The 11703-nt window shown below is 49.3% G+C and carries 14 protein-coding genes and 1 pseudogene; 13 read left to right on the top strand and 2 right to left on the bottom strand.

From position 1 onward, the window contains the following. On the top strand, positions 1-951 hold a 951-nt coding region (locus FKP33_RS25895), incomplete at its 5' end, for a M17 family metallopeptidase (protein ID WP_141336731.1). 85 nt (positions 952-1036) lie between these two features. On the opposite strand, the gene FKP33_RS25900 is transcribed toward FKP33_RS25895, so the two are convergent. Beyond that, positions 1037-1612: a hypothetical protein gene (locus tag FKP33_RS25900; RefSeq protein WP_141336732.1), complete on the bottom strand. Its 576-nt coding sequence runs from the start codon at positions 1610-1612 to the stop codon at positions 1037-1039. A 139-nt stretch (positions 1613-1751) separates the two neighbouring features. Here FKP33_RS25900 and FKP33_RS25905 point away from each other — a divergent pair, with 139 nt between their 5' ends. The 12 genes and pseudogenes from FKP33_RS25905 (at position 1752) to FKP33_RS25960 (ending at position 11524) form a co-directional block, all read left to right on the top strand. Beyond that, a complete protein-coding gene (locus FKP33_RS25905) occupies positions 1752-2714 on the top strand; it encodes a Gfo/Idh/MocA family protein (protein ID WP_127608135.1) in 963 nt (320 codons plus the stop codon). Positions 2715-2800: 86 nt separating this feature from the next. Next, positions 2801-3400 (top strand): sulfite oxidase-like oxidoreductase, encoded by a 600-nt coding sequence (locus FKP33_RS25910; RefSeq protein ID WP_054796944.1) that lies wholly within the window; start codon positions 2801-2803, stop codon positions 3398-3400. 425 nt (positions 3401-3825) lie between these two features. After that, entirely contained in the window at positions 3826-4155 is a 330-nt protein-coding gene (locus FKP33_RS25915; protein WP_141336733.1) for an HlyD family secretion protein, read from the top strand. A 732-nt stretch (positions 4156-4887) separates the two neighbouring features. Beyond that, positions 4888-5412 (top strand): annotated as a pseudogene (locus tag FKP33_RS25920) (IS3 family transposase); the annotation flags it as partial. Positions 5413-5771: 359 nt separating this feature from the next. Continuing rightward, entirely contained in the window at positions 5772-6857 is a 1086-nt protein-coding gene (locus FKP33_RS25925) for a flavin-containing monooxygenase (protein ID WP_141336740.1), read from the top strand. A 45-nt stretch (positions 6858-6902) separates the two neighbouring features. Beyond that, entirely contained in the window at positions 6903-7688 is a 786-nt protein-coding gene (locus FKP33_RS25930) for an alpha/beta hydrolase (protein WP_141336735.1), read from the top strand. 85 nt (positions 7689-7773) lie between these two features. Beyond that, positions 7774-8145 (top strand): rhodanese-like domain-containing protein, encoded by a 372-nt coding sequence (locus FKP33_RS25935; RefSeq protein ID WP_141336736.1) that lies wholly within the window; start codon positions 7774-7776, stop codon positions 8143-8145. Positions 8146-8169: 24 nt separating this feature from the next. After that, a complete protein-coding gene (locus FKP33_RS28885; RefSeq protein ID WP_155615639.1) occupies positions 8170-8286 on the top strand; it encodes a hypothetical protein in 117 nt (38 codons plus the stop codon). Between the two features lie 351 nt (positions 8287-8637). Further along, entirely contained in the window at positions 8638-8874 is a 237-nt protein-coding gene (locus tag FKP33_RS25945; RefSeq protein ID WP_127608133.1) for a glutaredoxin family protein, read from the top strand. Further along, a complete protein-coding gene (locus tag FKP33_RS25950) occupies positions 8864-9568 on the top strand; it encodes a Crp/Fnr family transcriptional regulator (protein ID WP_141336738.1) in 705 nt (234 codons plus the stop codon). The genes FKP33_RS25945 and FKP33_RS25950 overlap by 11 nt, the downstream gene beginning before the upstream one ends. A 234-nt stretch (positions 9569-9802) precedes the next feature. Then, a complete protein-coding gene (locus tag FKP33_RS25955; protein WP_141336739.1) occupies positions 9803-10156 on the top strand; it encodes a DsrE family protein in 354 nt (117 codons plus the stop codon). A gap of 156 nt (positions 10157-10312) precedes the next feature. After that, on the top strand, positions 10313-11524 hold the full coding sequence (locus FKP33_RS25960) for an MFS transporter (RefSeq protein WP_127608129.1): 1212 nt from the start codon (positions 10313-10315) through the stop codon (positions 11522-11524). Positions 11525-11624: 100 nt separating this feature from the next. Here FKP33_RS25960 and FKP33_RS25965 read toward each other — a convergent pair. Then, positions 11625-11703: IS3 family transposase (locus FKP33_RS25965; RefSeq protein WP_141336729.1), on the bottom strand; the 79-nt coding region annotated here is incomplete at its 5' end.

The raw sequence follows: 11703 nt of genomic DNA on the forward strand, positions 1-11703 counted from the left end.
TACACGGCGCGCGACCTGACGAACCTGCCCGGGAACTACCTAGGGCCGGAGGAGCTCGCGCGCGCAGCTCAAAGCTTGGCCGCCCGCTACGGCCTCGAATGTACCGTGCTCGACGAGCGGGGCATTCGCGAGCACGGGATGGGCGGGCTCGCAGCGGTCGGCCAAGGCAGCGTCAACCCGCCGCGCATGATCGCGGTCCGCTACCGCGGAGCCTCGTCGCCGGAGGCGGGCGTGCTGGGCCTCGTCGGGAAAGGCATCACCTTCGATACCGGCGGAATCTCGCTCAAGAAGCCCGACGGGATGGAAGAAATGATCAGCGACATGGGCGGGGCCGCCGTCCTGCTGGGGCTGATCCATGTGCTGGGGCGGTTGAAACCGCCGATGGATGTCGTCATGGTCATTCCGACCGCCGAGAACATGCCGTCCGGAGCGGCTTTCAAGCCGGGCGACATCGTGAAGCTGATGGACGGACAAACGGTGGAAGTATTGAATACGGACGCGGAAGGGCGGATCGTGCTGGCGGACGGCGTGTTGTATGCGAAAAAGCTGGGCGCTACGCGCCTGATCGACGTGGCTACCTTGACCGGGGCCGTGTTGGTCAGCTTCGCGGATGTCGCGACGGGCGCGGTGACGAATGATGACGCCCTGCTTCAAGAGGTGCTCGCGAACGCGCAGGAAGCGGGCGAGAAAATATGGCCGCTGCCGAACTATCCGGAGTACCGGGACATGCTCAAGAGCCGCGTAGCCGACATCAAGAACGCCACCGGCCGCGACCGCTGGGCGGGCTGTATTACGGCGGGTTTGTTCATCGGGCATTTCGCCGGGGAAACCCCCTGGGTTCACCTCGATACGGGAGGCACGGCCTGGCTGTGGAGCGAGCGGGGCACCGAGCCGGCAGGAGGCACCGGGGCGACGGTACGCACACTGGCCAGGCTGCTGGGCAAGTCGTAACGAAAGTTCATCCGGTTCCGCCTAGCGAAAAAAGCAGATGATTCGCCCGGTTGGTTACCCGAAGGCGGTCATCTGCTTTCATGTATTAAGCCTGCATCTGCTTGCTGCCAGATGTCACGGGAACGGCATTTGCCATTTGCCGGACGGCCATCTCCTCGAGATCGCCCAAACGAATCGTCAGTCGCGTCACTTCGTCGGTCGTGACGGATAGTCCTGCGGTCCGTTCGGCAAGCTGCTTGAGGTCGATGCCGATCCATCCCGGCTTGCTCGGGTGCGCCGACAAGTCATAAGACAGTACCGGAAGTCCGGCGTCTGCAGCTTTACCGGGTTTCATGTTCGTTTCAGGAGCTTCCTCCCACTTGAGGCTGTCCAAGTGAAAATAAAGCTTGCCGGCCTTCCGCCACCGGACGAAACCGGGGTCGAACGAGATCGTTACCTTGCCGTTCACGCCTCCCGAATGGACGCGAAGGCTGACCCGCTTGCGATGCTTGGGACGAATATATTGATGCCGTTCGATATCGGGCAGCCAGATGACGATCAGGATCGGCAAGGCGCTGGCGGCATACAAGTAAACCGTTGATTCGTAATAGACGGCCAAACCGAGCAGTACCGCGAACGCGACGAGCGAGGCGGCGAAAAGCCGGGTTTTCATTCTATGCATAGTGAAATCCCCCAGAAGTAAGGTACGGATCAGGCGAAAGCGGTGGGATCGCCAACCTTTATATTACCATAACGCTTGGTCCCTTGAAAGTCGCTTGGTGCTGGAGGTTTTATCAAATTTTGGTGAAGGAGGGGTTCGGATGAAACCAAGGATCGGCATCGTCGGTCTGGGCGATATCGCCCAAAAGGTATACATGCCGCTGCTTTCGGCAAACGATAATGTCGATATCGTCGGCTTGTCAAGCCGCAATCCGGCCACAGTCGAACGGATCGGCGCGCAGTATCGGATACCGGGGCGTTTTGCCTCGGTCGAGCATTTGCTGAAGGAAGCCAAGCCGGATATCGTGTTCGTGCACAGTCCGACGGAAACGCATGAGGATATCGTCATGTCTTGTCTGCAAGCGGGCGCGCACGTCTACGTGGATAAGCCGTTATCCTATGATTTGCAGGCCTCGCAGCGGATGGCAGACTACGCCCTCGATCATAACTTGCTGCTGGCCGTCGGCTTTAATCGCCGGTTTGCTCCACTCTATACGGAGGCCAGGCGTTGGCTGGCGCAAACTGGCGGCTTTGACGCAGTTACCGTCTCGAAACACCGCACCAAGCTGCAAAATCAATGCGCCCGGCATACGCTTTACGACGATCTGATCCATATGCTCGATCTGCTGTTGTGGCTAGGCGGGGACGCTTTCAAGGTCGGATCGTACTTGGAGCGTACGGATGCCGAAGGCAGGCTGGTGCTTGGCTCGGGCACGCTGCTGTTCGGACAGGGGAATGCGGACTCGGCAGGCAGCGCCGATGGGGCGATCGCCCATTTCGGGATGGCGCGGCTGGCGGGAGCCGACCTGGAGAAGCTGGAACTGCATGGCGGCGGACGTTCCGCCGAGGTCCTGAACATGGAGAGAGCGGTTTGGATGGAGCGAGGCGAAGCCCCCCGCGAGCAAACGTTCGGCAGCTGGGACACCATTTTATACCGAAGAGGGTTTGCCGGCGTCGTCCAGCATGTGCTTGCTTCGCTTGCCGATCCCGGCAGCTGCACGGTTCGGGCCGACCGGGTTCTTCCGGCGCACCGGCTCGTTGAGGCGCTTCATCCTGGCGCTTAATGGACCGCATGGTCAAACTTGCCTGATACGGTTATACTATATGTAATATGTAATACTCCCCAATGTTAAGGAGGTTGATCATTAACATGGCAAACGAAACCAAATTCACAAATGACAATATCGCCGACCGCGTTCCCCCGGGCCAAACGCTAACCGACGGCTTTCCCGTTCTGCACTACGGCAGCGTTCCGTATTACAATGATATGAGCAAATGGGATTTGCGCCTATTCGGACTGGTGGAAGAGGAAGTTACTTTAAGCTATAAACAATTTCTGGCGCTGCCGATGCGCGAGTTCCATAATGACATTCACTGCGTAACGACGTGGTCGAAGCTCGACAACGTCTGGGAAGGCGTCTCGGTCGCGACAATCATGGAACTGGTTAAGCTGAAGCCGGAAGCGAAATACGTGATGCTGCACGCCGAGCACGGCTGGACGACGAATTTGCCGCTGGACGATTTCTTGCGCGACACGACGTTCCTTGGCATCCGCCACAACGGCCAGCTGCTGACGCCCGAGCATGGGGCTCCCGTGCGCGCGGTCGTTCCGCATCTTTACTTCTGGAAGAGCGCGAAGTGGCTGCGCGGCATCGAATTTATGGAGAAAGACAAGCCGGGCTTTTGGGAACGGAACGGGTATCACATGTATGGCGATCCCTTCAAGGAGCAGCGCTACGATTTCGATTAAAGGTATACTTAGAAGAAACTCACTCGGTTACACAGAACTGAGCGTGAGTTTTTTGATTAAGGGATTTAAGTAAAGGAATAGTTGGGGACGTAAAGGGGACGTGAATAAATCACGTCCCCATATGTATGTATCGTGGATAGAAAATCAGTAGCAATAGCAAAACTTATAGTGGCACTAAACCGAATGGGATTATTTTAGATTTAGATATCCCACAAGAATCTGATTTCTAAAGCTTTCCTTCGATATCGGCATCGCATATAACCCCGATCTCGTAATCCGTGACATCGAAGGGATTGTCGTCGCTCCGCTGGAGCGCGTCGATACGAAGAAACTACTGGAACAAGCTTATCAAGTAAAGATCGCATCCAACAATTTGGACGAGACGTTGTGGCAGCAAGAGCACACGGTAACCTCTAACGTCTACGGTGACCGATATTTTATCAACTAATGCAGCCATCGCAGCTACACAAAACCGGAAGACACAGCTTGAGCTAACCAAGAAAATTGAAGTGACGTACTCGGAAGCGAATCAAGCATTACAGGCCTACACCGAGGAGGCGCGAAACGTAGAGGATTTGCGGGTCGATCTTCGTAGAATGGAAATTCGTTACAAGGTAGGCGCGGTTTCCAAGCATGAGGTGAACGCTTTCGGTTTGAAGCTGAAGCAAGCCGAGGCGGAGAGAGACATCGCTGCATTGAAATTTTATGCGATGCAGGAAAAGGCTGAGGCGATGAAGAAAGGCTTTATTTCTTAATTCCGCATCATGACCATTCTTATAGGTTGTTTAACTTTCGATAGTGGGGCCATACGAGGCTGCCGCGGGATTAATCGGTGGCCTTGTAAATCGATTGGGGTACTCTGATGATTTTATTATTCATGCATATATAGATCTTTCATGCGAAACGACACTAGGCTGCCTACACTTTCGGAAGCCTGTTCAGGTCTACCAATAAAAGCATGCTAACATAACCAGTAAAACGGGGTATCCTCTGTAATAGATTTAAAGCAAACCTACCAAATAACCCTCTAAAGCTGCCATCGCGAAGGGTTGTTTTCAACGGGAATAAGCTATGTGAAAATCTTTTTACTAGCTAATATCGTGTATAGTCCAGTGGACAAGCTTATTCGCACATGTGACCAGGGCCACTTTATGAGGCTTTCTTACATTCCAACGGGTACTTTAACTAATGCTCGGAGATCCGTTTAAAGAACAAAGGTATGATTTTGACTAAAAAGAAGACCGGCCAGGATATTGAATCCCAATCGGTCACCTATTAAAATCCAGTTCGGATAAAACCGAAGTGGGCGCACTCGACCTGTAAAGGTTCAGAATTGCTGCGAGCTGAATAGTACTTTGGGACAAAAAAAAGGAACGCACCTTAGGCAAGTGGTATTATCCCCTTACGGTAGACAGTGAAAAAAGAGTTCATGTTATGATGGACTCAACACTGTTGACCGGGGGGATTTTTTATGGCAAAAAAGGGACAAGCACCCTCCTGTTCTGTTCCCCAATACATTAAATCGGGAGTTCTCAGCAGCGGCGGTAAAACGCAAGTTAGTGACCGGTATTACCTATGTTCGTGTAGGACACGATTTCCTCTACCTGTCAGCCATTCTGGATCTATACAACAACGAGATCATTGCCTGGAGATTGGGACAACGTAACGACCTAGAGCTCGTGTTAGACACGGTGAGAGCGGTTGAAGCACCAGGAGCACTCCTGCACTCGGATCAAGGCTTTCAATACACCACGAAGGCTTACACGAAACTACTTGCAGACCAAAAGCTTGAAGGCAGCCACTCCAGACGTGGAAATTGCTTTGATAACGCATGCATCGAATCTTTCTTCTCGCATCTAAAGACAGAAAAGCTCCATCTCTCTAAACCCAATAATGAAGCTGAGGCTGAGCGTTTAATTGCCGAATATGTGACGTACTACAACCATGAACGGTTCCAGAAAAAATTAGGCGACCGCTACCCAGTTGAATTCAGGGAGGCAATCGCCGCTTAATTACCTCTTTTTTTAATTGTCTACTTGACGGGGATAAGACCAAAGTGCGAACCCTTTTTTTGTTGCTCTATTAGCCCTCCACGTGAAGCATTGCCACCGAGCTCCAAGAAAAGGGCCCATTCAACCGGCATAAGGCCAGAAATTTTTTGTAACATACATATGACATGATGTTGGATGCGGCAAGCCGGATGGTAGAATGGCTCACCGCGCTGGAGCTATGGGGACTTGAGGGCTTAGAAAGATGCGCGCAGTCCGCAAATATTTGCGGGGATGCATGCATCGTTTGCGCGTTCACCTGTCTCTTCCTTGTTTATGATGGTAACAAAGGGATTGGTGATATCCATGGGAGGTATCTTAGAATGATAGAAAAAGATGTAATTATTATCGGTGGCGGTCAGGCAGGGTTATCCATGGGATATTATTTACAAAAAAATCAGTGTGATTTTGTCATTCTCGATGCAAAAGCACGTTCCGGCGACAGTTGGAGAAATCGCTATGATTCTTTGTTTTTATTCACACCGCGAATGTATAACAGCTTACCTGGTTTAGCCTTTCCGGGCCGACCGGATGGTCTTCCTACTAAAGATGAGGCTGCGGACTATTTGGAACTTTACGCCCAGCATTATTCTCTTCCCATTGTGTTCAATACTACCGTTACCTTATTGAAGAAAATACAAAATGGCTTTTACCTCCGGAGCAGTCAAGGAGACGAATTTGCAGCTAATCAAGTGGTTATTGCTACAGGTCCTTTTCAAAAGCCTTTTATACCTACGTTTTCTCAAGGCTTTAATAAACATATATACCAGGTGCATTCTTCTATTTACCGTAACCCTACCGAATTACGTTCGGGTTCTGTGTTGGTCATAGGGGCTGGAAATTCCGGAGCACAAATTGCTGTTGAGCTAGCTAAGCAGCATGAAGTAACCATATCTATAGGCCATAAAATGAGTTTCAAGCCACTTTACCTCTTACGTAAAAGTATTTTTTGGTATTTTAACAAAATTGGTTTGCTGGGAGCGGATATTCATACGAAAAGGGCATCCTGGCTTAAGAAAAAGCCGGAACAAATTTATGGTTTGGAGTTAAAGAATCTCCTGAGTGCTAAAACCGTTGCGATGAAGCCTCGAGCCGTTAGTGCAGAAGGGGAAACAATACGATTCGAAGACGGTTCTTCCATTCAAGCTAATAACGTGATCTGGGCGACAGGTTTTCGGCCCGATTATAGTTGGGTTGACGTTGATGGCCTTTTAGATTCGAACGGATTTCCACAGCATGAAAGAGGTGTCAGTCCTATAGATGGATTATACTTTTTGGGGCTGCCATGGCAATCTCGTCGGGGGTCGGCACTGATGGGCTGGGTTGGCCAAGATGCTGAGTATCTTATGGGTGATATGATAAAAAACCAAAGATCTGCAATAAAGTTTGTTGGAATCCTGAACACATAACGTACGTTGTCTGTGAAAAATACAAAGACAGCTGGAGGTACATGTATGGCAAAAATCGATACCGTGACATTACACCCATCAAATCATAGTCGCCCCAATCCTATACTATTTGTCCATGGCGCTTTCCATGGCGCTTGGGCGTGGGAAGAATACTTTCTGCCCTATTTCGCTGACAAAGGGTACGAGGTTCACGCACTCAACTGGAGAGGGCATGGAAAAAGCGCCGGGCGAGAACGACTGCGGTGGAATCGGATGACCGATTATGTTGAAGATGTTACTGAGGTAGCGTCTTCCCTGAAACAGCCGCCGATCATTGTGGGTCATTCGATGGGCGGGTACGTCGTTCAAAAGTATTTAGAGCATCATCATGCTCCATGTGGTATTCTGCTAGCTTCAGCACCACCTGGAGGCACGAAGAAAACTACGGTAAAGACCGCTCTCCAGAATCCAGGCAAGCTGCTGAAAACATTAATTACCGGACGAGTAAATCTTTACAACAATGAAGCTGGAGCGGTCCAAGCATTTTTCTCGGCCAGTATGCCGCCGGAACAGCTCAAGCGATACGTCAGCAATTTGCAGGACGAGTCGCTCCGGGCCTTTTGGGAGATGGCTCGAATGCCGGTGCAGACACAGAAAATCAAGACTCCCATGCTGGTTCTCGGTGCAGCGAACGACTTCTTCATAGATGCTGATGAGATGCAGGAAACGGCGCACGCTTATGGCACAAAGCCGGAAATTTTCGCTAATATGGCGCACGATATGATGTTGGAGGCTGATTGGAAACTTGTGGCAAATCGGATGGTAGAATGGCTGACAGTGCAAAAGCTCTAACGACTTCAAAGCTTAAAACATGTAGACACGGCATACAGTTAATCGTGAAAGGGATGAACAAATTGTTTAGTTTAGTTTGGGTGCTATGTATCACAGCAGTAGCTATAATAGGTTTTTTATGTATACGCGTTTAGTGCCGCTGAAAGGTTTGAGAAACTATAATGCAAATGATTTTGAGAAAGAGATTGAACGCAGCTCTAATCATGTGCTTATAGACGTTAGAGAAAAAACAGAATATAGTAAAGGCTTTATTCCTGGGGCTGTAAATATCCCTTTGTTGGAATTAAAACGACGCCTAGACGAAGTTCCAAAGAACAGAGAGATTTTGTTGTATTGCCGCGGGGGGATGCGGAGCAAGCAGGCGGCATTCATTTTAAAGAAAAACGGTTATTCGAAGATATCACAATTACAAGGCGGTATACTTTCGTGGAAAGGAAGCATACAGCAATTGTCTTAACAATACTCTCTCCGAGGGTACGAAGTGCCTGACAACACAGGAAACATGGGAACGAGCGACGTCACGCTGTACGCGAAGTGGACGGCGAGGATCAAAAGGGTCGGCTGTCCAAGCGCGTTGCAAAGCATTAAATTAGGATAGAAGTTACGCCGCTCCCAGAACTTCTTCAGCATCACATATACGGTCAGTCAATAACCCTGTTTACCTCTGCATAAAATACCAGCCTTTGTGCACATGTTAATAAAAAATAGCACAAGAAGCACACAATGGCCCTACAACCCTTCTTCTTTTTCCGATTGAACTTCACTTCGTCGGGAATAGGAATGAGGACATTAGGGCCTTTTCGTTCTTGTAATCCATATTACAGAGCAGCCTTCAGTGATGTTCTATAGTAAAAATAGACACTTAATTTTAGAAAATAGGTGTGTGGAAAGCTGGATCAAGAGAGGGGCGCCTGAACTCAACAATACGTAAGTATAGGCGGTGAGTCCGATGAAAATAACGATTTATACAAGCGATCACTGCTCTGCATGCCGGAAAGCGATTCAATTTTTTCAAGAAACGGGTATGCCTTATCATCAACTGGATGTGGGCTATAACAAGGGGAATTTTGATGAAATGCTTAGGCTTGGCGGAATTGCTACGCCGTTGATTATTGTGGGTACCCAAACCTTCCATACGTTCGATCCGCAGAAAATAAAGGAGGCACTGCTAAGACATGATGGATAAGCTATGGTATTTATCTAGAATCAGCATTTTTGAGGCGCTTCCCGAGGAAGATTTGAAGGAGCTTGACCAAATGGCACCCATGACTCATTTTAACGCTCTACCCAAAGGAACATTAATTCAGACCCCGGACACTTATCGTGACGGTCTGTTTTTTATCAAAGAGGGAAAGCTTCGTTTATATAAAATCAATGCTGAAGGAAAGCAGTTCACCGTTGGAATCCTGGGTAAGGGAAACATGTTTGGAGAGATCGACACGTTCTCGTTCGGCACAAAGGGAATCTATATTGAAACCATGGAAGAAACGTTGATTTGTTCCGTTCTAAAGGAGCATTTTGAGAATTTCTTAGCGAAGAGGCCCCAGTTAGCCATGAGATTCTTAACGGAATTAAGCAGCATGCTTAGGGATAGAGATGAGATGTTGGAAAAGCTGGCTCTTGGAGATGTGAGAGAACGAATTCTCCATTTGCTGCTCAAGCTTTCGGAGAAGTTTGGAGTTGAGGATGAAGGACTGGTAAAAATAGACTTGGCCTTAACTCATCAAGAAGTTGCCAATATGATCGGTGCGACGCGAGAGGCGGTCACTGTTATATTAAATGAACTTATGAAAGAAGGAATGATTCGAACCGGAAGGAAAACCATTTCAATCCACCAAAGGAAGGTTAAAGCGTGTCTTGAATTCGGCTGTAAGGAATAAGAAAATGGATGACCCGAAGTTCTGAGAATTCGGGGAGTCCATTACTTATCTTTTGTAAGATACATTACAGAAGGAAGCGGATGATTGGGGTAAGATGGTCTCATCTTACAGAAAGGAGTCGAGTATCATGGGAGCTGGTTCAACTGCCCATCGTTGAATATAGATAACGAACCGGAACTTGCTATGGATGAAAAAATTGGAGCAATCAAACATATAATAAGGGAGGAACTACCGATGAAAAAAATCGCGATTATTGTACATGCTTCAGAAGCTGAATTGGGACGGGCGCTGCACTCGCTTTTATACGCAAAGGAATTGCATGAAGCGGGGCATGAGGTGAAGGTATTTTTTGATGGTGCCGGTACGGTATGGGTTAAAAAGTTTGAGGATCCTGCCAGTGACTTCAACCCGCTGTACAAAGCTGTTAAAAACCTTGGCCTCATCGCAGGGGTGTGCGAATATTGTGCTCATGCATTCGGTGTCAAAGATGAAGTGCGAGCGTCGGGTTTGACCACAATAGGGGAACGGGACGGACATCTAAGTGTTGCGCAGTTCATTGCTGATGATTATCAAATCATGACTCTGTAAAAAATTACAAAAAGATCGCCAAGCCTGAAGCCCGAAGTTTTCAGTGCTTGCGATCTTTTGTTTTTTTGTTCGTTTTTGTTCGGTCACCAAATATGGTATTTTAATATAGGTATCTCTATCAAACCTATCCGGCTGCACAGAAAGGCTGCAAGATTCATGGAATATATACAACCGGGAAGCAGGCAATATGCAAGCGCCATAATCGCGCTCTTTTTAGGCAGTTTTGTCACATTTGCGGAGCTCTACAGCACACAACCCCTGATTCCGGTGCTGACGAAGGAATTTGGGGTATCGCCGGCCACCGCGAGCTTGACGCTGTCGGTTAGCACCGGATTTCTCGCATTTTTTCTGTTTATCGTCTCCCTTTTCTCCGACCGGCTGAAGCGGAAAAGAACGATGACCTTCGCTTTGCTGCTGTCAGGGCTGCTTTCGGTCGGGGCGGCTTTGTGCCATCGGCTCGAGCCGCTGCTGGTGATTCGTGCTCTGCAAGGTATCGTATTGGCTGGCTTTCCATCCATAGCAATGGCCTATATCAGTGAGGAATTTCATTCAAGCCGCTTGGGGACCGTCATCGGTATTTATATAAGCGGGACGAGTGTAGGCGGCATGGCGGGCCGTTTGGTTGTCGGGGCTTTGTCCGATTATTTCACTTGGCATGTTGCGATCGGGATGCTTGGGGTCATCAGCTTGACGTTCGGAGGTTTATTCTGGATTCTGTTGCCCGAGTCCAAATACCAAACCTCGAACGTGAAGTCACGGCGGAGCATCCATGTATTCCGGCTGCTGAAGGATCGAAGGCTGCTCGCTCTGTACGCGATCAGTTTCCTGCTGATGGGTGCTTTTGTTTCCCTGTTTAACTTTATCAGCTTTCCCTTGCTGGCTCCTCCTTATGAATTAAGCCAGACGTTAGTAAGCTCCATATTCGTTGTCTATTTGATGGGTACGTTAAGCTCGGCCTGGATGGGCAAGCTTACCGACCGCATGCCTCATTCCAAGGTGATCGCGATAGCCATTGCCCTCATGCTGACCGGGGCGTGTGTGACGATAAGCATGCCGCTGTTGCTTAAAATCATAGGGGTTTCCCTATTCACCTTTGGATTTTTCGGCGCCCATTCTGTAGCGAGCGGCTGGGTCGGAAAGCTGGCCGCGCCAGATCAGAAGGCTCAGGCCTCGTCGATATACCTGCTGTTTTATTATGCAGGCTCCAGTATGATGAGTCCGATAGGCGGATTGGTATGGAGTCGATTCGGGTGGTCGGGGCTGGTCGGTTATACCGGATTATTACTGCTTATTGCCGGTACTTTGAGCGTAGTCGTGTCTCGCAGCCATAGGGCTGCCGCAAGGCAGCCAAAAGCCGAATTGGGGTAGCTCTGATTCCGGCAGCCGCGGATAAGCTGCTTTATTCACTGATTACGCAAAAGGAGCTAATCCTGTGAAGTGACCCAAAAAGTTAGACAAGGTTATGTTATTAGGCAGCTTGTAAGGCATGCGTACGGTATTGAACTGGACTCATGCCTTTTAATTTTGCCTTCATTCGTTTGTGGTTA

The sequence above is a fragment of the Paenibacillus sp. tmac-D7 genome (genome assembly GCF_006519665.1).
Taxonomy (GTDB): Bacteria; Bacillota; Bacilli; order Paenibacillales; family NBRC-103111; genus Paenibacillus_G; species Paenibacillus_G validus.